The 22,867-nt window shown below is 42.9% G+C and carries 25 protein-coding genes; 22 read left to right on the top strand and 3 right to left on the bottom strand.

Translation table 11 applies throughout. The features are described from left to right. Positions 1-2: 2 nt before the first annotated feature. Positions 3-1,757, top strand: coding sequence for a sensor histidine kinase (locus ACSW3C_RS17890; protein ID WP_486564193.1), 1,755 nt, complete (start codon positions 3-5; stop codon positions 1,755-1,757). Between the two features lie 69 nt (positions 1,758-1,826). Here the strand turns inward: ACSW3C_RS17890 and ACSW3C_RS17885 are convergent, their stop codons facing one another. Further along, entirely contained in the window at positions 1,827-2,336 is a 510-nt protein-coding gene (locus tag ACSW3C_RS17885; protein ID WP_486564191.1) for a TetR/AcrR family transcriptional regulator, read from the bottom strand. A 111-nt stretch (positions 2,337-2,447) separates the two neighbouring features. Here ACSW3C_RS17885 and ACSW3C_RS17880 point away from each other — a divergent pair, with 111 nt between their 5' ends. The 15 genes from ACSW3C_RS17880 (at position 2,448) to ACSW3C_RS17810 (ending at position 17,075) form a co-directional block, all read left to right on the top strand. Further along, positions 2,448-2,789 carry a VOC family protein gene (locus ACSW3C_RS17880; protein WP_486564189.1) on the top strand — a complete coding sequence of 114 codons (342 nt, stop codon included), beginning with the start codon at positions 2,448-2,450 and terminating at the stop codon, positions 2,787-2,789. A 160-nt stretch (positions 2,790-2,949) separates the two neighbouring features. After that, the gene (locus tag ACSW3C_RS17875; RefSeq protein WP_486564187.1) at positions 2,950-4,293 is read left to right on the top strand and encodes a sigma-54 interaction domain-containing protein; all 1,344 of its coding nucleotides are present in this window, start codon (positions 2,950-2,952) and stop codon (positions 4,291-4,293) included. A 222-nt stretch (positions 4,294-4,515) separates the two neighbouring features. Further along, positions 4,516-5,208, top strand: coding sequence for a CoA transferase subunit A (locus ACSW3C_RS17870; RefSeq protein WP_486564185.1), 693 nt, complete (start codon positions 4,516-4,518; stop codon positions 5,206-5,208). A 17-nt stretch (positions 5,209-5,225) separates the two neighbouring features. Continuing rightward, positions 5,226-5,888 carry a 3-oxoacid CoA-transferase subunit B gene (locus tag ACSW3C_RS17865; protein ID WP_486564183.1) on the top strand — a complete coding sequence of 221 codons (663 nt, stop codon included), beginning with the start codon at positions 5,226-5,228 and terminating at the stop codon, positions 5,886-5,888. Positions 5,889-5,909: 21 nt separating this feature from the next. Further along, positions 5,910-7,226 (top strand): GntP family permease, encoded by a 1,317-nt coding sequence (locus ACSW3C_RS17860; protein WP_486564181.1) that lies wholly within the window; start codon positions 5,910-5,912, stop codon positions 7,224-7,226. A 46-nt stretch (positions 7,227-7,272) separates the two neighbouring features. Further along, positions 7,273-8,040, top strand: coding sequence for a 3-hydroxybutyrate dehydrogenase (locus tag ACSW3C_RS17855; RefSeq protein ID WP_486564179.1), 768 nt, complete (start codon positions 7,273-7,275; stop codon positions 8,038-8,040). Between the two features lie 220 nt (positions 8,041-8,260). Further along, a complete protein-coding gene (locus ACSW3C_RS17850) occupies positions 8,261-8,971 on the top strand; it encodes an ankyrin repeat domain-containing protein (RefSeq protein ID WP_486564177.1) in 711 nt (236 codons plus the stop codon). A gap of 148 nt (positions 8,972-9,119) precedes the next feature. Further along, positions 9,120-10,367: an amidohydrolase gene (locus ACSW3C_RS17845; protein ID WP_486564175.1), complete on the top strand. Its 1,248-nt coding sequence runs from the start codon at positions 9,120-9,122 to the stop codon at positions 10,365-10,367. Beyond that, complete coding sequence (locus tag ACSW3C_RS17840; protein ID WP_486564173.1) at positions 10,364-11,596, top strand: amidohydrolase; 1,233 nt, start codon at positions 10,364-10,366, stop codon at positions 11,594-11,596. The genes ACSW3C_RS17845 and ACSW3C_RS17840 overlap by 4 nt, the downstream gene beginning before the upstream one ends. 339 nt (positions 11,597-11,935) lie before the next feature. Then, a complete protein-coding gene (locus tag ACSW3C_RS17835) occupies positions 11,936-12,991 on the top strand; it encodes a hypothetical protein (protein WP_486564171.1) in 1,056 nt (351 codons plus the stop codon). 28 nt (positions 12,992-13,019) lie between these two features. Further along, positions 13,020-13,865 carry a DUF4037 domain-containing protein gene (locus tag ACSW3C_RS17830; RefSeq protein WP_486564169.1) on the top strand — a complete coding sequence of 282 codons (846 nt, stop codon included), beginning with the start codon at positions 13,020-13,022 and terminating at the stop codon, positions 13,863-13,865. Between the two features lie 233 nt (positions 13,866-14,098). After that, entirely contained in the window at positions 14,099-14,377 is a 279-nt protein-coding gene (locus ACSW3C_RS17825; RefSeq protein ID WP_486564167.1) for a CD3324 family protein, read from the top strand. Between the two features lie 189 nt (positions 14,378-14,566). Beyond that, on the top strand, positions 14,567-15,586 hold the full coding sequence (locus ACSW3C_RS17820) for a serine hydrolase domain-containing protein (RefSeq protein WP_486564208.1): 1,020 nt from the start codon (positions 14,567-14,569) through the stop codon (positions 15,584-15,586). A gap of 19 nt (positions 15,587-15,605) precedes the next feature. Continuing rightward, the gene (locus tag ACSW3C_RS17815) at positions 15,606-16,439 is read left to right on the top strand and encodes a GNAT family N-acetyltransferase (RefSeq protein ID WP_486564165.1); all 834 of its coding nucleotides are present in this window, start codon (positions 15,606-15,608) and stop codon (positions 16,437-16,439) included. Positions 16,440-16,556: 117 nt separating this feature from the next. Further along, positions 16,557-17,075 (top strand): DUF402 domain-containing protein, encoded by a 519-nt coding sequence (locus ACSW3C_RS17810; protein ID WP_486564163.1) that lies wholly within the window; start codon positions 16,557-16,559, stop codon positions 17,073-17,075. Between the two features lie 50 nt (positions 17,076-17,125). Here ACSW3C_RS17810 and ACSW3C_RS17805 read toward each other — a convergent pair whose 3' ends face one another. Next, a complete protein-coding gene (locus ACSW3C_RS17805) occupies positions 17,126-19,198 on the bottom strand; it encodes a S9 family peptidase (RefSeq protein ID WP_486564162.1) in 2,073 nt (690 codons plus the stop codon). A 176-nt stretch (positions 19,199-19,374) separates the two neighbouring features. After that, a complete protein-coding gene (locus tag ACSW3C_RS17800) occupies positions 19,375-19,656 on the bottom strand; it encodes a phospholipase (protein ID WP_486564160.1) in 282 nt (93 codons plus the stop codon). A 200-nt stretch (positions 19,657-19,856) separates the two neighbouring features. On the opposite strand from ACSW3C_RS17800, the gene ACSW3C_RS17795 reads away from it, so the two are divergent. From ACSW3C_RS17795 to ACSW3C_RS17770, 6 genes are all read left to right on the top strand, one after another. After that, on the top strand, positions 19,857-20,342 hold the full coding sequence (locus ACSW3C_RS17795; RefSeq protein ID WP_486564158.1) for an NUDIX domain-containing protein: 486 nt from the start codon (positions 19,857-19,859) through the stop codon (positions 20,340-20,342). 29 nt (positions 20,343-20,371) lie between these two features. Further along, positions 20,372-20,587, top strand: a complete 216-nt coding sequence (locus ACSW3C_RS17790) for a hypothetical protein (protein WP_486564156.1) — start codon at positions 20,372-20,374, stop codon at positions 20,585-20,587. Continuing rightward, a complete protein-coding gene (locus tag ACSW3C_RS17785; protein ID WP_486564154.1) occupies positions 20,584-21,441 on the top strand; it encodes an aminoglycoside phosphotransferase family protein in 858 nt (285 codons plus the stop codon). The genes ACSW3C_RS17790 and ACSW3C_RS17785 overlap by 4 nt, the downstream gene beginning before the upstream one ends. A 96-nt stretch (positions 21,442-21,537) precedes the next feature. After that, positions 21,538-22,014, top strand: a complete 477-nt coding sequence (locus ACSW3C_RS17780; protein WP_486564152.1) for a GNAT family N-acetyltransferase — start codon at positions 21,538-21,540, stop codon at positions 22,012-22,014. Positions 22,015-22,043: 29 nt separating this feature from the next. Further along, entirely contained in the window at positions 22,044-22,382 is a 339-nt protein-coding gene (locus tag ACSW3C_RS17775; RefSeq protein ID WP_486564150.1) for an NIPSNAP family protein, read from the top strand. A 30-nt stretch (positions 22,383-22,412) separates the two neighbouring features. Further along, entirely contained in the window at positions 22,413-22,856 is a 444-nt protein-coding gene (locus tag ACSW3C_RS17770) for a GNAT family N-acetyltransferase (protein ID WP_486564148.1), read from the top strand. Positions 22,857-22,867 lie beyond the last annotated feature (11 nt).

Genomic DNA, 22,867 nt, shown 5'->3' with positions numbered 1-22,867 from the left:
AAATGAGGAAAGGCAGAGCTATAAAAAAATTACGAGTCCAAATTGCCCTGCATTATTTTATTGCAAGTGTCATGATTTTCTTTCTCATCGGCTCTATCTTGTATTTCAGTATTTCTTCATTGGTACAAAGCGAATCGGTTTCGACAACCAAAACAGCTGTCAATAAAAGCGGCATGTATATTGAACTGTATATAGACAGGCTGAAGGCTGTATCCAGTCTGCTTGCGGAAAACCCGCAGCTGGTCGATTACTTTTCGAGTACGGGACGAGACGATGCGACGAGGCAAAAGCTGTTAACAACGATAGATACAACTATTGCGTCAGATCCTTATATTCAATCGGTCATTATGGTCAGTAAGAATGGACGGATCCTTTCGAATGAACGTAATCTGACGATGAGCATGTCTGGCGATATGATGAAGGAAGCATGGTATCAGTCGGCCATCAATAGTGGAAATATGCCAGTGCTCACTTCAGCAAGGATGCAGCAGTTTTCCATGGATAAGGACAACTGGGTCATCTCCATCAGCCGGGAAATCAAAAATCAGCAGGGCGAAAATATTGGAGTATTGCTTATCGATATCAAGTATAAAGTCATCGAAGATTACCTGACAAATGGCGAATTGGGGGACCGGGGATTTTCCTTTATTCTCAATGATAAGGGGGAAGTCGTGTACCATGCGGACACTTCGTACTTCAGGGATCCAAGTAAACAACAAGAACTGCAGCAAATCGTAACGAATAAGAATCGGTACGACGCGGATGAACATACACTTACGCAACTCTATCACTTAAAAAACGCGGACTGGACACTTGTCGGCGTATCGTCACAAGACAGTTTACGTGCCATCAAACGGCAGCTCCTTGAAATATTCCTCGTCATCGGTTTAGTTCTCTTATCCGTGGCAGCTACGAGTGTATTTATTTTCGCAGGCAGAATTACGAAGCCATTTCAACAATTAGAACAGGCGATGCAGGAGATTGAGCATGGCCTAAAGAAAGTGAAAATCGATGAAAATGGCTGTTATGAAGCACAGAGCCTTGCCAATCATTTTAACGGGATGATCGACAAAATTAAAAAGCTTATGCAGGAAATTACCGAAAAAGAAAAGCATTTGCGGACATCCGAAATTAAGACGCTCCACAGTCAAATTAATCCCCACTTTCTTTACAATACGCTCGATACGATTGTCTGGATGGCGGAGTTTAATAACAGTGAGAAAGTCATCGAGATCACAAAGGCACTGGCACAATTTTTCCGCCTGTCCCTAAGTGGGGGAAATGAACTCACTACAGTTGAAAATGAACTGGAGCATGTGAGGCAGTATTTGTTCATTCAAAAGGAACGGTATGGTGACATGCTCGATTACTCCATAACAAGTGATGACTCCTTAGCCAAAGTCCGAATGCCTAAGATTATTTTGCAGCCGATTGTGGAAAATGCCTTGTATCATGGGATTCGAGGGATCCAGAGGCAAGGCAAGATTGAAATCCATGCTGAAAAAAATGGCGATCGGATTATCTTTACAGTGAAAGACAATGGAGCGGGTTTTGATATAAACCGACTGCAGGATAAAGAATCCAAACAGCATGTGAAACTGGGCGGCGTCGGAATTAGCAATGTCGACCAGCGTGTGAAATTGTACTATGGTGATTCCTTTGGTATTCATATTGCCTCAACTGAAGACGAGGGGACAACTGTGACTATTACAATTGCGCTGGAAGTGAATGAGGTGCATGAGGCACATGAAGAATAGGTTCCATAGAAAGTCCATGCGGTTTAACAGCGAAAACAGCAGCACTCCAATTAAAGGAGGCTGCTGTTTTCATTTAAATATCCACCTAATCAGTTCCTTCCCCTGATTAGCAGATAACTGATTCGTTGAAATGCCTTTCAAAATAGATCGCCAGGAAGAAATCAATATGATTTCAATCGGCAAGTCTTGATGCGTGACAGATAGGTTCGACAACAATTCTTCAATCGAATCTTCTTTTTCATACGGCGGTTCTTCGCTGAGCAACTTGCAGATGTTGAACTTCACAGCTGCGTCGATCCCTGTCAACAGTGCAGCCCGCAAAGCTTCTTCTGGCTCTGTAAATAAAGAAGCGGCTCCCTCCATTCTATCAATGACTCTTTGCTCCATCTCCGTCCGAATCACTTCATACAAGTTTGCCTTTGAGCCGAAATGATGATAAATCGCTCCAGTTGTCATGTCCGCTTTTTTGGCGAGCTCCGTAATATTGACTTCCTGGTATCCGTGTAAACAAAATTCCTCTAATGCTACTTTAATCAATGTATCTTTATTTGTGCCTGGTATTGGTATCCACTCTTTCATAGTTAGAATTGTAACACATTGACAGTTTCGAGTAAATAAATTACGATATACATAATCATCTTATGTCTTACATAATCAAGTTACGGAATATAGAGAAAAGGAGAGAAGAGTATGAAGTTCGTGTTTTTGTATCACCCAGTAGAAAACCTAAAGGAGTCCCTTGCATATTATCTGGATATGCTTGGCTTTGAAGAAGCATGGCGGGAAGGAGATCATACCGCAGCACTCCGTCTGCCTGGTTCAGATGTTCAGTTATTACTGGATGAGGATGAATTGGAGCTGGCGGCAGGCGGGATGTTCCTCGTAGACAGTGTCGATCGCTTTTACGAGGAGAATCAAGATAAACTGGATTTTATTAAAGGGCCAAGCGATATTCCACCAGGGCGTTATGCGGTATGCAAGGATAACTCGGGGAATTATATACGGGTTATGGATTCGTCTAAAGAGCAATAAAGTAAGCAGGGCGTGCCTGTAAGATCAAGAGGGTGTTTATTATTAATAAAATAATAAGCATCCTTTTTTCTGCCTGCAGCCTCTGCTTCATCTAGTAACTGCACTTGTATTTGCTATACTGATAATAAAATATTGGAGTGTACACTGGGGGAGTGGTCGTTTGGAACGGTGGACAAAGAATGTACCGGAGTATGTATTGACGCAGATTTTGGAGAATGCGTTTCAATGGTTTGTTGTCGTCGACCAGGATTCAAGGATTTTGTACATAAATGAAAATTACTGCAAGTTTCTGGAGGTTGATCGCGAAGAGGCGATCGGCAAACCGGTGAATGAGGTCATAGAAAATACGCGTATGCATGAGGTGGTTCAGTCGGGGGAGGAACATATTGCATCGCCTCATTTTATCAAGGGATCGTATATGCTTGCGAACCGGATACCGATCAAAGTGGATGGCACAATTGTCGGGGCTTTTGGGAGTGTTGTCTTTCGGGATCTGCAAGATTGGCATCATTTGAGTTCCAATGTGAAGCAGACGCTGGAGAAGATCAATATTACGTCCTTGTCCTCAGAAGAAACATCTTACCGGATTAGCGATATTAAAGGGTCTTCTCAGGCGATCCGGTCCATAAAAAAGACGATTCAAATGATCGCGCCGAGCGACTTGCCTGTCTTAATCCAAGGAGAGAGCGGCACAGGGAAGGAGATGTTTGCTCATAGCATCCATCACTTGTCCGATCGGTCAGATAAGCCGTTGATAAAAGTGAATTGCGCGGCCATCCCTCCCGATTTGCTTGAAGTGGAGCTGTTTGGACGGGGGAAAACGTCGACTTCTCCTGAAGTGAAGGGCAGGATTCACATGGCAGATGGGGGGACATTGTTTTTAGATGACATCGGCAGCCTGCCGCTTCCCGTGCAAGTGAAACTTCTGCGTCTGCTCAACACAGGTGAGGTACAATCCTCAAATTCACATCAAACAGACAAGGTCAATGTTCGTGTGATCGGAGCGGCAAATCAGCCGTTGACCGACCTGATCCAGTCTGAGCATTTCCGTGAGGATCTATATTACCGGATTCAGGCTATCACTTTGCATGTGCCGCCCTTGCGAGAGAGAATGGAAGACTTTTCGGAGATTACAAGCTACATGTTTCATCAGGCGATTGTTAAAGCAGGGAAGAGAAGTCTCGTACTTGCCAAGGAGACGATGGATTATCTGACTAGTTATCATTGGCCTGGCAATATACGTGAATTGCAAAGTGTCATCCAAGCGGCAGTTTACTTAACGAGCGGCAACATCATTTATCCCGATGCGTTGCCGCCACAAGTGAAGCAACGGCATGCCTACTATACTCCAAGTTCGAGGACGCTGGCGGAATCGCTTGAAGAACTGGAGGAGAAAATATTGAAGGATACATTGCAGCAATTCCCGAATAAAAAAGATGCGGCGATCATACTTGGATTAAGCAAAAGTACATTATATGAAAAGTTGAAAAAATATGAGTTATGAACTATTTTCCGGAACTACGGAATTCATTCCGGGTTTCCGGACTGTGTTCAATTGTGTTCTATCATATACTCTATTATTTGTCCGGAAAATCGGACTGTTTTTTCCCTTAAATGCGTGCAAACCCTGATATAAGTGGGTTTGCATTTATTTTTTTTATCTGTTTAAATGAATGAAAGCGCTTTACTGTTAATAAATTAGACAAAAATGAGGGGAGAAGAGGATGTGAAAACGATTTATGATTCTGCCATAGAAGCAGTTCGTACTATACAAAGTGGTTCTTCAGTCATGGTAGGTGGATTCGGTTTAGTCGGCATTCCCGAGCAGCTGATCCTCGCACTTGTTGAAACGGGCGTTACTGATCTGACCATCATTTCAAATAACTGCGGTGTGGATGATTGGGGATTAGGGCTTTTATTGAAGAACAAGCAAATCAAGAAAATGATCGGATCTTATGTTGGAGAGAATAAAGAGTTTGAAAGACAAGTGCTATCCGGAGAAATCGAGGTAGAGCTGACTCCACAAGGCACATTAGCTGAAAAAATTCGGGCGAGCGGTGCCGGGATACCAGCGTTTTTCACGCCTGCGGGTGTAGGCACGGTAATCGCTGAGGGAAAAGAGACGAGGATGTTCAACGGCAAACAATATGTGCTGGAAGAAGCGCTTCATGCTGATTACGCCTTAGTAAGAGCAGCAAAATCTGACCGTTTGGGAAATCTCGTCTATCACAAAACAGCTCAGAACTTCAATCCGATGATGGCGGCAGCTGGCAGAGTTACGATCGCTGAAGTAGAAGAGATTGTAGAAACAGGAATGATACATCCTGCTGAAGTACATACACCAAGCATCTACGTGCAAGCGATACTGCAAGCTGAGCAAGAAAAAAGGATTGAGCGGCTGGTAACCAGATCCTCATAGGGAAAGAGAGTGGGAGCATGAAAGAGTTAACAGGTAGAGAGAAGATTGCAAAGCGGGCTGAAAAGGAAATCCAGCATGGTGACTATGTCAACTTGGGAATTGGGATGCCGACGCTCGTCGCAAACTTCATTTCAGAAAGCAAAACAGTCATTTTACAATCGGAAAACGGCTTGCTTGGAATCGGGCCGTATCCCAATGCAGACGAAGTTGATCCGGAATTGATCAATGCAGGGAAAGAGACCATTACAACTGTTCCTGGCTCGGCATTCTTTTCGAGTGCAGAATCATTTGGCATGATTCGGGGCGGCCATATCGATGTTGCGATATTAGGCGCAATGGAAGTTTCAGAGAAAGGGGATCTCGCCAACTGGATGATCCCGGGAAAGATGATTAAAGGAATGGGCGGAGCGATGGATCTTGTCCATGGTGCCAAGAAAATCATTGTCGTCATGGATCATGTAGCAAAAGATGGCTCGCCGAAAATTAAGAAGGAATGTACGTTGCCGCTAACAGGCAAAGAGGTCGTGCATGTCATTATTACGGAACGTGCAATGATCGAAGTGACGCCTGCTGGACTGGAGTTGAAAGAGGTTTTTGAAGGGTATTCCGTGCAAGATGTCATCGACTCGACAGAAGCGGACTTGATACAGACGAATGTAAGAGAAAAGGTTTCTATCTAGAAATTAAATGGGGGTATAGGTATGGTCGCATTGGGAATGGTTGGCTTAGTCGGAGGATTGGTTCTGTTAATCTTTTTGACTATGAGGGGTATGAATATATTAATTGCCGGACCGATTTCGGCATTGTTTGTCGCGCTGATGAGCGGGATGTCCTTGTTTCCGCAGCTTGCCGCTGAAGGGGAAGCGAATTTCGTAACGAGCTATATGAGTGGATTTACAAGTTTCATCATGTCATGGTATTTGATGTTCCTTCTCGGAGCGGTATTCGGGAAAGTGATGGAAGACAGCGGTGCGGCTGATGCAGTCGCCAAATGGACTGTTGAAAAACTAGGGATGAAGTATGCCGTTCTGGCAATCGTCCTTGCTTGTGCTATCCTAACCTACGGAGGTGTCAGTCTATTCGTAGTGGCGTTCTCTGTTTATCCGATGGCGATTTCATTGTTTAAGCAAGCGAATTTACCAAGACGATTCATCCCTGCCACATTAGCATTGGGTTCAGTTACATTTACGATGACTTCTGCCGGATCGCCTGAAATCCAGAACTGGATTCCGATTGAATACTTAGGCACCAATGCATATGCAGGGTGGGAAGTGAGCATCATTGTTGGCTTATTCATGGCATTCTTCGGCTATTGGTGGCTGAAGCGGATGATTACAAAAGCTGTGAACAAAGGGGAACGCTTTGAAGGCCGTACATCAGATCCGGCATTTGATACATCCCGTCCCCTGCCTAATCCATTTCTGTCCATGATTCCATTAGCAATCGTACTCATCATTTCATTCATCTTCCATGATAAGCTAGCGCAGTCTGCATTGATTGTTGCACTCTTGGGCGGCATTATCGCCACGTATTTCGTAGGCAGAAAATATTCAAAGAATTATGGGGCGGCTATTTCCGCCGGAACACTCGGTGCAATTATTGCGATTGGGAACACAGCGGCAGTAGTTGGTTTTGGAGGCGTTGCTAAAGCAGTTCCAGCGTTCCAAAGTGCAGTGGATATTCCTGGATCTCCGTTAATTGGCGCAGCGATTGCGGTATCTGTTATTGCCGGGATGACGGGATCGGCATCTGGCGGCCAAGTCATTGCCTTGCCGCTCATAGCACCGCATTATATGGATATGGGTGTTAACGCGGAAGCGCTTCATCGAGTTGTTGCCATTTCATCGGGTGCACTCGATTCCTTGCCGCATAATGGATATGTCGTGACGACAATCCAATCGATTGCAGGGGAAACGCACCGGGCCGCATATGGCGCGATGGGGGCCATAACAGTTATTGTACCGGTCATCGGCGTCATTATTGCCATCATCTTGTTCTCACTCGGTCTAGGTATCTAAAAGAATTGATTGTTCGGATTGTTGTCCCGTCGAAGGAGGAATTATTTTGGTGAAAGATAAAGTGCTTTTTATTACAGGCGCAGCACAAGGAATTGGCTATGAAATTTCCAAAGCTTTTTATGAAGCAGGCGCGCTTGTCGTTCTGACAGATTTGAATGAAGAAAAGGTGCGAGAAGCCGCAGCAGATTTAGGAAGCCGTGCGATCGGCCTTACATGTGATGTGACAGATGAGCAGGACATTCAGCGGGCGATTGATACGTCGATCGAGCAGTTTGGAAGAATCGATATTTTGATTAACAATGCGGGCTTGCAGCATGTCGCGATGCTCGAAGATTTTCCGACTGAGAAATTCGAGCTGCTCGTAAAAATTATGCTGACTGCACCGTTTATTGCAACAAAATTGGTGCTGCCTCATATGCGAAAACAGAAATTCGGCAGAATCCTAAATATGGCTTCCATTAACGGACTGGTCGGCTTTGCAGGCAAGGCTGCTTACAACTCGTCTAAACACGGTGTCATCGGTCTGACCAAAGTGGCTGCACTCGAAACCGCGACAGACGGGATTACAGTTAACGCCATTTGTCCGGGGTATGTGGATACGCCTCTTGTCCGTAATCAATTGGAAGACTTGGCAGCGGTCCGCGGCGTTCCGATAGAATCTGTATTGGATGAAGTCATTTATCCGTTAGTTCCACAAAAGAGGTTGCTTGATGTAAAGGAAATTGCAGACCTCGCCCTTTATTTAGCAAGCGACAGCGCCAAAGGGATTACCGGTCAGGCTGTTGTTTTGGATGGCGGGTATACGGTGCAGTGAAAAGGTGTAATACACCGTAACAAAAAAAGATTAATATGTTGCACTTTTTTCCTAATCCCTCTGATCATGGTCAGAGGGACTTTTTTTATTGCGGGGATTAGTTGCCAGATAGAGGTTCCAACGCTGACTTTCTCGTTCTTTGAAGTAGAAGTAAAACTAGTATTATTGATATTTTTCGAATGTTTGTCCTTATGATAACATTACTATTGGAGGTGCAGAAATGTTGAAGCAGAGAGGAATTATTATTAGTTTGCTTGTAGTGATGCTCACAGCATGCAGCACGGCGCAAGACTCCAATGAAAGTTCAGCAGTACAGGTAGAAAAAAAGGAGGGAACCTATTTGGAAAATCGGTTAATTACTGCCGCAGCAGAAGGGGACATAGAAACGGTTGTTGAGTTATTAGAAGAGGGAGCAACTATTAACGCGACAGATAATCAAGGAAATACAGCAGTATTGGCTGCAACACAGAAAAACGAAGTAGATATGGTTAAGGCACTGATTGAACATGGGGCAGACATAAATATTCGTAATCATAATTTGGATAATGTACTTTTATTTGCTGGAGCAGCCGGATACCTTGAAATCGTTCAGCTTGCTGTCCAAGCCGGGGCGGATACGACCTTAACAAATCGATATGGTGGTATAGCAATAATTCCAGCTTCAGAACGCGGACATGTGGAAGTTGTCGAGGAGCTAGTAACAAACTCTGATACAAATGTGAATCATATTAATAATTTGCATTGGACTGCGCTATTGGAAGCGGTTATATTGGGAGACGGCGGAGAAAGGCATCAAAAGATTGTGCAACTGCTGGTTGATCATGGAGCAGACGTCAATATTGCGGATAGAGATGGGGTTACCCCACTAGAACATGCGGAACGACGTGGGTATAAGGAAATTCAACAGATATTGAAAGAAGCAGGTGCGTAATTGTGACACCAACTTTTCCCGCCACCTGATGTTTGGCATTTAGCAAAATTGTGGAGTAAAGCAATGGGAATTCAGGATGTCACTCCGTAAAAACTATTATTGCTAGCTATTGTACTTACATACTAAAAATATAAGGGGATAGATTCTTTTGACATTACTTTTAAAGAATGTACGTTTGGAAACTGGCTATTTGTATGACCAAACGTTTGTCACAGCTACAGATACGAACATATTTGATGTCTTAATTGATGATGGCAAATTTGTTGAGATCGCTCCAACGATCGATGCAGAGAATGCAGTAGTGGTAGATGCGAAGTGCCAACTGCTCGTTCCATCGTTTAAAGAAATGCATACCCATATCGATAAAACATACTTCGGGGGTGAGTGGAAAGCGCCATCTCCAGCAACAGAAGGCATTTTTACCCGTTTAAAAGAAGAAGCGACTTTATTGCCTAAGCAATTGGATGTTGCTGAAGAGAGAGCGCATGCGATGGTGCAGCACTATATTAAAAACGGACATACGCATATTCGTACACATGTGAATGTGGATCCGCAAATTGGGACGAAACATATGGAAATAGTGAAACGTGTTCTAGAAAGTTATGAAGACCAAATCACGTATGAAATCGTTGCTTTCCCTCAACATGGTGTATTACGTAATGGACCAGAATTTTTAACAATCCTTGAAAAAGCATTGCAAATGGGCGCAACTCATATCGGTGGGGTGGACCCTGCTTCAATGGACCGTAATAGTGGGGAAGTTATTAAAACGACTTTTCAATTAGCCGAAAAATATGATGTAGGAATTGACATTCATTTACATGACCGAAACACATTAGGGGAATTTGAAATCCAACAAATTCTGAATGAAATAGAACAAAGATCTTTTACTAATGAGGTCACTATTAGTCACGCATTCGCATTTGCAGATTTGCCACAACAGACATTAGATAACCTTATAGTACGGATGGCTGCCAATAATGTTAATGTGACATCAACGGTTCCAATCGGTGCAGGTCCTATTACTATCCCTGTGAAATATTTGTATGATCGCGGTGTAAAAGTTTCTTTTGGACATGATAGCCTGATTGATCATTGGTCTCCTTTTGGAAGCGGAGATACGATCCAGAAATTAAATCAGTTCATCCAACGTTTTGGTTATATTGATGAGTGGCATATTGGACAGTCATTGAAATATGCGACAGGGGGATTAACACCATTAGATGACAATGGAGAGCAGCAATGGCCAAAGGTTGGAGACACGGCCGATGCGTTACTCGTGGATGCAGTCAGCTCTGCGCATCTGATTGCGAGACAATGCCCTATTTCAACAGTGATTTCAAAAGGGAATATCATTCATGAAGAAGAGATAGAGCTAAAGGGGGAGTTCCGATGAGTACTTGGCTGCGAAACGTTCGACTGGAAATTGGTGAAACAACGTATGAAGATGGCAGCATTCAAACCGTAACCGAATTGTTTCATATACAAGTGGCTAAAGAAGGTGTCATTCAGGCGATTGTTCCCGCAACTGAAAATGTCCCGGATACAGATGCCATTGATATGGAAGGGAAATTAGCACTTCCTGCCTTCAAAGAAATGCATAATCATTTGGACAAGACGTATTTATCGCTAGGGTGGCGGGCTTGTCGTCCTGTAAAAAACTTATCCGAGAGATTGGCACTTGAAGCCGCAGAGTTGGAGGAACTTGCTGAAACAGTGGAACAAAGAGCATCCGCTATGATTGAATTGCACTTGAGCAATGGTGTGAACCATATTCGAACACATGTGAATATTGATCCCTTCATTAAATTGAAAAATTTAGAAGGTGTTAAGAAAGCATTGAAAGCTTATGAACAATATGTAACCTATGAAATTGTCGCGTTTCCTCAACATGGCTTGCTGGCCCATGAAGAAATGCCAGACTTATTAAGACAAGCACTGGAATCTGGTGCCACCATCTTAGGGGGGCTTGACCCGGCGGGCATTGATAAAGACATCGAAAAATCATTGCAAGTCACAATGGACATTGCGAAGGAGTATAACGTGGATGTCGACATGCATTTGCACGATAGAGGACAAGTCGGCTACTATACAATGGATAAATGGCTGGACATGGTGAAAGAACAAGATTATATGGGAGCCACTGCTTTTAGTCATGCATTTGGTTTAAGTGCATTGACGCCTCCTATGCAAAAGCAATTTGCAAAGAAATTAAGTGGGCATCAGGTGGAAATTATGTCTACCATCCCTATTTCTATAAATTCTCAACTCATTCCTATAGATATAATGAGAGCGGAAGGCGTTAAAGTGGCATTAGGCTGCGACGGTTTTTATGATTCTTGGAGCCCTTATGTGCCTGGAGATGTTTTGGAGAAAGTGCATAACTTCTGTGACTATACAGGGAAATCAAGCGAACGTTCATTACGCGAAAGTGTAAGTTTAATTACGCAAGGTGTAACGCCTTTGAATGGCGAAGGTAAACAAGTGTGGCCGATGGTTGGAGATGAGGCAAGTTTTGTGTTTTTAGATGCAAGCTGCAGTGCAGAAGCGGTTGCAAGGTTACCGAAAGACAGACAGTTAATGCATAGAGGGAAGTTATTCAAAAAAATAAAATCACTTAGGTAAAGGATCGGAAGCCAGCCGTGACAACAACGGTTCGGCTTCTTTTTAGTTCATCATTTGCTCTAGTTATAGGAACATCCTGCCTTTCTTAATAATAAATACCAATTACTGTATTAATATTGTTATAATTAACCTATCTATAATAATCGCAGCTAGTACTGAAAGGGGAGAAAACAACTGGAACAAGAAAGGTTTGACTATGACCGGAACCGCTTTAACCTCTCTGAACGTCTTGTTGCAGAGATGTTTCTAGTATCATATTTTTTCATTTTTTTCTTAGGGGAGACAAGCTCGGCAATACCGTATATTTGGATGCTCATTTCAATCATAGGTGGAATTTTGTTGTATCTCCTATTCTATTCCCGTGCGTACTCAAATAGCCTCGGTATTGGACTGGCATTAGGTGTAACGGTGCCGCTGTCTTTACTCGGAGTTCCTTTGCTAAATGTACTGTTATTCTTCGTATTTGTGTTATGGAGAATTCAAGCGAATTTTAACGGTTCCCGAATAAATGGCTGGCCGTTTATTACTGTTCTAAATACAGTCGTTTTCATCTCCATGTACTTCTTAGCAAGAATCCTTTTTGTTACGAATCAACCAGAGGAATTACTGCAACAACAGCTGATCATCTATTTGGTAACAACATTTCTATTTTATTTTATACGTATGGTCACAGTGGCTATTAATAGTAGACAGTTAGGTAATTTTAGAGTAAGAGAAGTTGGGAAAGTTTTCAGTCTCATCATGGGGATAGGGGTCTTTGTATTTTTCATTGTCCTGATCACCCTTAAGCCTGCAAAGTTACTGTTTCTCAAAGCGATAGGCATTCTTTTTGGCGGGGGAATGATGTTTTTCTTTCAAGCAATAGACTCCATACTGGATCTTATTGCAAATCTATCGGAAGAGAAAAGCGAAGAAACTCGTACTGAAATTCTGCTCTTCGGTTTTGAAGAGCAGAAGGCCACATCCTCGATATTCGAATACTTCTCAATCTCATTTTTTGCAGCCGTTCTCGTAATCATCGCTATCGTTCTTATGTTAATAAAGAAAAACAAACAATATAAGGACAGACAAGTAACGTACTCCTTTTCGTTTAAAGGCATAAGAGAGCCTAAAAAAGAGCAACAAAAAATGCTGTATGATTACTCAGTCGCCCGAGATAAAGTGCGAAAATCACTTGAAAAATTCGAGAAGGAAGCGCAAACGTATAAATTAAATCGGTATCAAGAGGAAACGATACATGAATGGTTTTTACGAATGGGTTGGGAGAATAGCGAAAACATCTTGTCGATTTACAATGCTGTTCGATATGGTTTTCATACACCTTCTGAGAGGGAACTGAATAATCTTATCGTTGGACTTAATAGGATAAGAAAAAGTTATTTCATAAAGAAGTAGTAACGGGGCTTTAAGAAGGGGGATTTACATGGAGCTTAACAGGTTGGCGTTGGAACACTCCAATTACTACATGCAGAATGCAAAGGTGGAAGCAGTCTTACTTGGTGGTTCCGTTTCTCGGAATTGGCAGGATAATTTCTCGGATATCGAGTTATTTATATTTTGGAGAGAGAGCCCGACAGAAGAAGATAGAAAACGTCCCATTACGTTAGCGAACGGCAGCATCATTGATTTTCATCCTTATGAGGAAGAGGAGTGGTCGGAAACATATGTGGCACAAGGTGTAAAATTTGAAATTAGTAACTTCTTAACAAGTACGATTCAAAAGATCAGTAACGAAGTAACTTTGGCATTTGATACGGACTTGAATAAACAATGTCTGGTAGCCTCCGTACACGATGGAATCCCGCTTGGTGGAGAACAATTTATTTATCAGCTCAAGGAACAAGTTGAAAGATATCCTGACGAGTTGAGTAAAGCAATGATCAGTCAGAATATGAACTTGGGGAATAGATGGCATAACCGTGAGGCGTTGCAGGCAAGAGAAGATTGGCTAATGTTGTATAAAGTAATCGTTTCTGTCCAGGAAAAGATAATGGGCATCCTGTTCGGGCTAAATCGAGTGTATGTTCATCATCCAGCTTATAAATGGCAAAAAAAATCATTAGAAAACATGACGGTTGTCCCAGAGAATGTGGTGAGTCGGTTAACTTCTATACTAATGGAACACCCTGAAAAGGGCATAAGAGAGTTAGAAGTGATGATTGAAGAGATTTTCGATTTAATTCAAAAAGAATATCCGGATATGGACGTAACTGAAATAAGGGAGAAAACTCTATTTTTAAGGCCAGAAAACACTATGGATGTTAAATGAATGAGGAAAATATAGTGTAAGTACCTTTATCCTGCTTTCCTGAAGATCTATTTCAATCATCAGTAAATGCTATAATACTAGAAATGATACTCAGCCTATTTAGTATCAGGTTGAATTTGCGAGGTGACCCTAGATGAAAATAGTCGTCATGCTAATATGAAAACTACATAAAACACTTCCGATTTAAGGGTAGCTGCAATCTCTGAAAATGACTATATAGGAGTGAGCAGAAGATGACCTATCTTAATGCGGAAAGTGTTTTACCAGCTGAATTGATTAGAGCTATTCAGAAGTATGTAGATGGAAAACCGTTATACATTCCAAGGAAAGAGGAAAGGAAAAAATCCTGGGGTGAAAAGAACGGAACACGTGATGCGCTTCTAAAAAGGAACAAAGAAATTTATTCCATGTTTCGTAAGGGCAGCACAATAATAGAACTAACAGAGTCGTACTACCTCTCTGAAAAAAGTATTCGGAGAATTATTAGGCAAGAGAAATTGAATGAGATATGACTGCGAGGATGCTTATTATTGACAAGATAATAGGCATCCTTTTTTTGTAATAGGGCTCTACTTTGAATAGGAATTGTTCTTGAGCTTTTACTAACAAAGATTGGTGATAAAGTATAGATAAGTTGCTAATGATGAGGTGCCGCATTGGAATTTGATTCTATTCAAACTGCAAGGAAATGGGGGATACAGATGCTACAACAGATTACGGAGATTCAGAATAATCATTTCTCAGGGTCAGTGCTTGTTAAAGATAGCCAGGGAATGCGTGCAGAAATGAGCTATGGGTATGCCAACCGTTCTGAACAACTAGAAAATACTTTCTCTACCCGGTTTGGAATTGCATCCGGCTGTAAGCTATTTACTGCCATTGCAATTTGTCAGCTTGTTGAGAAAGGTGATCTTTCTTTTGATATGAAATTAGCAGATTGTCTTGATGTGGATTTTCCGAATTTTGACGAGGATATTACCATTCACCATCTTCTTACCCATACATCTGGCGTACCAGACTACTTTGATGAAGAGGTAATGGACGATTTTGAAGAATTATGGATTAAAAATCCGATGTATCGAATGAGATGTGTAAAGGATTTTCTGCCGTTATTTCAAGATCAGCCGATGAAGTTCACAGTGGGAGAAAGATTTCACTACAATAATGCTGGTTATATTTTGCTTGGTTTGATTATCGAGAAAGCCAGCAAGCGTCGATTTGCTGAGTATGTTCAAGAATTTGTTTTGAAGAAAGCTGGTATGGCGGATTCGGGTTATTTCGAATTGGATGCTCTTCCATCGAGTACAGCACTGGGTTACATCGATCATCCAGATGGTACTTGGAAAACGAATATCTACTCATTACCTGTAAAAGGGGGACCGGATGGTGGAGCTTATGTGTCGGTTGGAGACATGGCTAAGCTGTGGGGAGCACTGCTGGAAAATAGACTCCTTAGCGAAGAGTACACGCAAGTTTTGCTACGGCCGCATGTTGAGATTGATGGGGATGATTACTATGGGTATGGCGTATGGGTTAAGAAAATCGGTTTTGACATTTTCAAATATCATGTAATGGGTTACGATCCCGGCGTGAGTTTCCATTCTGCGTACTACCCAACTAGTTCAACGATAGTAGTGGTATGTTCCAACCAATCGGAAGGGGCATATGAGGTATCGAGGGAGATGGAAGAAAAAATAGGGCTTCTAAAATGGGAAATCTAAAAATGGGATGGGAGAAAAAATGATCTCTGAATTAAAGAAACGAGACTTTCATAAATGCATGAGAATCGTAAATGAGCGAGGACAGATAGAGGCAAAGGCAGTCATTGCGGGGGTTAATCCGGGACGCATATTTGTTGATAATCTTCACAATCCGACAGCCGGTCTTATTTGGTTAGGAAATAACGATGGATTTATTTTTATTGGAGATGAAAATAATGAGCAGTTTCAAATGGAACTGAATTCATTCATCGATGCAGTTATTGCACCGGACGCGAGAAGAGTAGGACTACATTGGTTTGAAGGGGTCGGCAATCATGAAGGATGGGACAAGACGATAGAACAATTGTTTAACCATCGCAAAATAAGTAGTTGGCTCCAACGAGTTTATGAGCTGCCAAAGGATAATTACAAGCAAGAAAGTGAGCCTATGCTGGAAGGGGGTTATACGGTTCATAAAATCACCAAGACTCTCTACGAAAACAAAAATAATTCAATCCAGAATATAGCTTTTTTACACAACACAATCGTTTGGTCTTGGTCATCAACCGATCAGTTTTTCAGTAAGGGGATTGGTTATTGTATTGTACATAATAATGAGATCGTTAGTATCTGTTCCTCAAGTTTTGTTTATGAAAATGTGCAATGCATCGGTATTGAAACTTTACAGGCGCACCAAGGGAAGAAATTAGCTACAATTGCAGCCCACCGTTTTGTAAAAGATTGTTTTGAAAATGATTGGCTTCCGTATTGGGACTGCATGGATATGAATAAACCTTCTATTGCAGTGGCGGAACACCTAGGGTTTTGTCGTACTTTTAATTACAAGGGATATGCATTTTCGTTTGATGAGTGACGGAACCGCTTATATGATTAATGATTTCAACTATGTAATAATAAAGTGCAAGCAGAAATGGTGCTGAAGAGAGATCAGAGAGGCATGCGAATCTGGTAGTAAAAGAGGGATTATAGAATGCAAACTCTAGCGATACATGCTGACAAGACTGTTATCGAAAGAAAGATCTGTTATGATTCAACAACTGTAGATCATACATGTAGGCTGCTAAAGGTTGAACAGGAAAAGATGATGCTATTTCATGAAATTGAAACATCTTTTACGATGAAGGCAGGTCAGTTGGAAGTAACCATTTCTAAAGGCAGCTATACGATAGCTTCCTATTGGACTGATCGACCATATAATTTCTATTACTGGTTAGATGAAGAGGGAAATTATTTGGGTTCTTATTTTAACATTGTTCGAAATACCATCATTACAGAAGAGATTGTGTCCTTTGAAGATTTAATTATTGATATTTTGATACTCCCAAATGGGGATTATTATATTTTAGATGAAGAAGAACTTCCGGAGCCATTAGATCAATTTGAAGAAGGCATTGTGAAGGATGTATTACATTCTCTATTAGGAGAGGTCGATACGTTAATAGAAAATGTTAATAACGAGAGTGGTTTCTTCCTATCGCAACTACATTGAAGGAAACGTGAAGATTGAGATAAACACACAGTAAAAAAACAAACCCCCGATCAACGGGGGTTTGCCATCTCTACATCACTTGTAACGCCTAATTTGTCCAAAATAAATGCATAGCATTCTGCCGCTTCCTTCAGATGGTTGAATCGGCCGGATGCACCGAAATGACCGGCGCCCATGTTCGTTTTCATGACGAGGATGTTGTCGTCGGTTTTTAACGTTCGGAGGCGTGCCACCCATTTGGCTGGCTCCCAGTATCCGACACGCGGGTCGTTCAGGCCGGTCGTTATATACAGGTGTGGATAATCCTTCGCTTCGACATTGTCATATGGGCTATAGGACTTCATATAAAAATAGTCCTCGGCCTTCTGCGGATTTCCCCACTCGTCCCACTCCAGCGTCGTCAATGGAATGGAGGTGTCGAGCATCGTCGTGACGACATCGACAAACGGCACGGCAGGCACGATGACTTGGAATAGATTTCCTCCCATGTTCGCCACTGCACCGACGAGCAAGCCGCCAGCACTGCCGCCACGGGCTGCCATTTGGCTTGAAGTTGTATAGCCTTCTTCAATCAAATGCTTGGCTGCGGCAATGAAGTCGGTGAAGGTGTTGCGCTTATTTTGCATTTTCCCGTCTTCATACCAGCCTCGTCCCATCTCGGAACCGCCTCGCACTTGCGCTGTGACAAATACAATTCCTTTTTCCAACAGTGGAAGACGATACGGATCAAAACGAGGATCGCTATTTGCTCCATATGATCCATAACCATATAGAATTAATGGCGCTGGCCCGTCAAGCAGTGCATCTTTATGGTAAACAGCAGTCAGCGGCACTTGTACGCCGTCTTCAGCTAACGCCCACAGCTGTTCTTGGCGGAATTGAGAGCGGTCATACTCGCCGCTGACGGGAGCAACCTGTAAACAGTGTGTCTCTCCAGATAGCGGATGTAGTCCAAACGTTGTTCTAGGAGTTAGCAAGGAATCATATTGAATTAATATCTCGCTTGCTTCGTAGCTTTGATTTGAAACTACCCCGACAGTATAAAGCGGCTCGTCCCATTGGATGGGCTCCAGCTCACTGTCCTTCAACATCCAAATTTGCGTCAATCCGTTTTCACGGCCAGAGATGACTAACACATCACGGAACGGATACATCGATTGAAGAAAGCGCTCCTCTTTGTACGCCACGACGACTTCACGCGAGTGCAGATCATTGATCGGACAGCGCAGCAGCCGGAAGTTCATCGCATTTTCGTTTGTTAAGATGAGCAGATCATCCCCCCAATGTTCCACATCGTACAAGATGCCTTCACGCCGTTTGTCCACCACTTCGAAAGTGGATAGCGGTTCATCCGCATGCAGCATTCGGACTTCGCTCGTTGTTGTCGAATGAGAATACACAAAAATGAATTTTCCGCTTTGCGACGTTTCCATGTATAACGTGAAGGTCTCATCTGTTTCTTCATAAATAAGTTCGTCGCTACCTGCTTCGCTTCCCAGTTTATGCCGCCATAACCGGCACGGCCGTTCGTTGTCGTCCACAGTAGTGTAAAAAAGATAGTCTCCGCAATGGCTCCATTCAAGGCTGCCATAAATATAGACATTCGGAATCTGGTCCGGCAGGAGCTCTCCCGTTTCCAAGTCTTTGACAAAGACGGTGTACCGATCGGTGCCATCACGGTTTTCCAAATAGGCAAGACGGGTCTGGTCATTGCTCAAACGTAACGCTGTAACGCTCAGGTAGCCATCCTCTTCCGCCAATTCATTCAAATCAAGCACGATTTCCTCGGTCGCGTCCTCCAGCAAATTTCGAGTTGCTGCCTTTTTGCGCGCATAGATGGGATATTGCTTGCTTTTGTCCAAGCGGGAGTAGTAAAAGTACGAACCGCGCTGAACGGGAACCTGTACTTCCGATTCCGGCACTCGATCCACCATGCACTGGTAGATCTGCTCGGTACGCTCTTCCAGTGGACGCATAATGTCCCTGAAATACTCGTTCTCTTGCTCTAAATACTTGATGACCTCGGGATTGTTTCGGTCCTTCAGCCAATAATAGTCGTCTTCTCGCACATCGCCATGCAATTCATGAGGATGGGGAATTCGTTTTGCTACAGGTGGTTTCATAGTAGCTCCTCCTTTCAGGCTAGGTACTAGGTTCGTGAAATGCTTCGGGAAACCCTCTTTTATTTCTGGAAATAGATAGAGTGTTTTAGGTAGAACGAGGGCGGCTGAAATAGTGACTCTTAAAACGTAAAAAGCTAGTGATTCCTAGGGATGGAATACTAGCCTAAGGTTGGTGATCAAAGTCCACAAGTGAAGAACGCCTGCATTCTCATGTAGCGATACAGCATGAGTGCATGTCTGCCGGCTATTGTCGAGGGATCGATTTCTCGCTCTAACCGGCGAAGAAATTCCCGATCGCATTCACATCGTCTGCCGCCGCGTTGATAGCATATATCATGTGCTTTGCATGCCGCATCTACTTTATTTACGGGCTCCCCGGGTCCGCTGCAGCCTGGCCCACACCAGTTATAGCCCGGCAAAAAGCAAAAGCGTAAATTTCTTTTTCTTCTCTGTGTCATTCTAAGAACCTCCTTTCCTTGCCAAACTGCTATATATTTTAAAATATTCGTTTGACTGTTTTGCTGTCTAAACGGTTAGCTCTGGTACAGGAGGCATTGAACAAGAATTTGCTTGGAGGAGAAGAGGGTTTTAAACGGCAATTGGCGAATTAGACAGTTCACATACTATGGAAATTTATTGGGGAAATGGGGATGGAATGATGACCTACCACATCAGAGTAAAAGCGGGAGCCGTGATTGTTGAAAATGATTCAATTCTTCTAGTTGAATTTTCGAAAGAAGAAAAGGGAATCCATTATAATTTGCCGGGCGGGGGAGTAGATCCTGGTGAAACAATTATTGACGCGGTACGGAGGGAAGCATGGGAAGAGGCGTCTGCAGAGGTGGATGTAGGGCCGCTGGCATTCGTCTATGAATATGCTCCTGCTATCAATGAGCATCGATATGGATCCACCCATTCTTTGGCTCTTTATTTTGACTGCACCTTGCGAGAGGGGAGCACCCCAAAATTCCCGGCTGTTCCCGATCCGAATCAATCAGGGGTGACCTGGGTGCCATTGACGGATCTTGAGCATATTGTGCTTTATCCCAATATTAAAGAGCAGCTGATGGATTATGTTAAAAACAAGCGATCTATTGATTTGATTGAGGAGCGGCACCTGAAGGAATACAGCACGAACGTGTAACGCCCTTTAAACGTTAGGGAGGGGAAAGATTGGAATCAATATTGGTAATCATCTTATTTAAGCTGGTTGGCTTCGCACTGCCATGTATTATATTATTTATGCTCATCATGCTGCTGGCTCGCAGAAGGACGGCTAACTCTTCTCAACAGTACAGTCACTTGATCAGTATGGAAGAAAAGATGGAGACGATATTGAAGCAGAATGATGAAATTATTGCACTTTTGAAGGAAAGGGATGTTAGATGAATCGTCTTCGAACAATTAATTGGATCGATATAAAGGTAGATTTAAATTATTTATTGCAATCAGCCACCGACAACAGCTGGCATGCTGTCGACCAAGGCTTTGAGGCCGAAGTAGCTAAGCTTCATATCGAGGAGGAGGCGTTCGTTTTAAAAGTATGGAATCAAACCTCTAAGCCAGACATTCGGTTCCAGTATCAGCTGCTTGATCGATTGAGGTTGCATGGAATAGAAGTGCCTGCACCATTAGGCTGGGGACTGGATGACGATGAAAATCAGGTATTGCTTACCAGTGACAATGGGAGTCCAGTATCTGATTTGACGAATGACAATATGGTGGAAATGGCCCGCATCCTGTCCAGTATCCATCGCCTGACGAAAGAGGAAATTGGGGTCCTGCAAGTTCCTGCTTATCATTTTATGAATTATTTTTTTCCAGGCATCCAAGATCATTCAGACCTTACACAACTTTTGACAAGACTGGCTCAAGTAGCGCAGCCCAAACAAAGCGACCTGATCCATGGGGATTATCATTTTTTGAACATTGTCCAGCAGGATGGCAAATTCACTGTAATCGATTGGACTAATGCGCAGTGGGGGGACGCCCGGTATGATTTTTCGTGGGCTTTTTTGCTGTTTTATGTATACGCATCCGAACCATTTGCCGATGTATTCGAATCGGCTTACATAACGAATGAAACAGTGGCAGAGCTCCAGCCATATAAAGCGTTAGCCTGCCTGCGATGGGTCTTGCTATATCGAAGTGGAGGCGTGCCGGTGCTACCGGATACTGTAAGTAACGTGGAACGCTTTATTCAACTGAATCCGTTTCTGAAAGATTCCTTATCGTTGCAATAAAGTATGAATAGTCCGGTTTTATTCACAAATCAATTCGGCATATGAAACTTTGGGATCTGCTTCACCGTAAACAATACGGGAACGGGGGGATTTACCGTGGTGGAATTTCGAAAAATTACATGGAAGAATTTTGAGGAATGCATCAAGCTGGAACTCAAGGAAGAGCAGAAAAATTATGTGGCTTCCAATTTGTACAGCTTGGCTCAATCGTACGTAGCCTTATTGAATGACGATCTGCCAGCAATGACATTTGCAATTTATACGGAAGATAAGATGGTAGGGTTCATTATGATGTACCACGATACGGCCGAAGAGAATGAATTCGGAGATGAGGCCTGCTATGGCATTCTTCGCTTTATGATCGACAAGCGGTATCAAGGGCAGGGCTATGGAAAAGCGGCGCTGGCAAAGGCACTTGCGTACATAAAGACCTATCCGCAAGGGGAAGCGGCTTCCGTCTATATTTCGTATGAACCGGAAAATGAGACTGCGAAAAACTTATACAAGTCTTTCGGTTTCCATGAGACGGGGCAACTGATTGAGGGGGAGACGGTTGCCAAAAAGGACTTGTAAAGGAATCACAGGAAAGGGGAAATGAACCGGTGTTTTATAGAAGAAAATCGTATATCGTTACAAATGAATTTGTTAAGGAATTGAATACCCATTTTAACAACACCAATTTGCCGAACCAGTTGAAGCATGGTTCAAAATTGGTCGGCAGGTGGATGGTGCCACGTGGTGATGAAACAACGGAGATCTTTGCAATCTGGGAGTACGAGAGCCATGAAGCGTACAAAGAAATTGAAACGAAAATCAGAGCAGACCAGGAGCATGTCAGTCGAGTTGTAGAATGGTATGAGAGAAACGGCGGTAGAGAGCATGTCCTTCGCCACTATCTTGTGGAAGTAAAGGATGAGCAGTTGCTGCCCACTGTAAATTAACTAGACGCAAACAGAGAGAGAGATGAAAGCATGTTACATTTAAAGCCGATTACGAAAGACAACTGGATTGACGCGATATCCCTTCGAGTGCGAGAGGACCAAGTGAAATTTGTTGCATCGAATGCTGTATCACTTGCACAATTAAATTTCTTAGATCACTTTCATGCGAAAGGAATTTATGCGGATGATGAAATGGTCGGGTTTACCCTCTTTGGCATTGATGATGAGGATCATGAATACTGGATGTACCGCATGATGATTGATCAAAAGCATCAAGGAAAAGGGTACGGCAAGCAGGCAGTTCTGCTCGTCATTGAAGATATTCGGAGCATGAAGGAAGAACGTCATCAGATCATCAACTTGTCATATGAACCTGAGAATGAGGTAGCTAAGCGGCTTTATGGACGGCTAGGCTTCAACGAAGTGGAAGGCTTCTTAGTCGATGGGGAACAGGTTGCGCGATTTCATTTTTAACGATAGCACTT

The organism is Sporosarcina sp. AD_1 (assembly GCF_057373025.1).
Note: the sequence above shows the minus strand (reverse complement) of the source record. Positions and strands in the feature narration are given on the sequence as shown.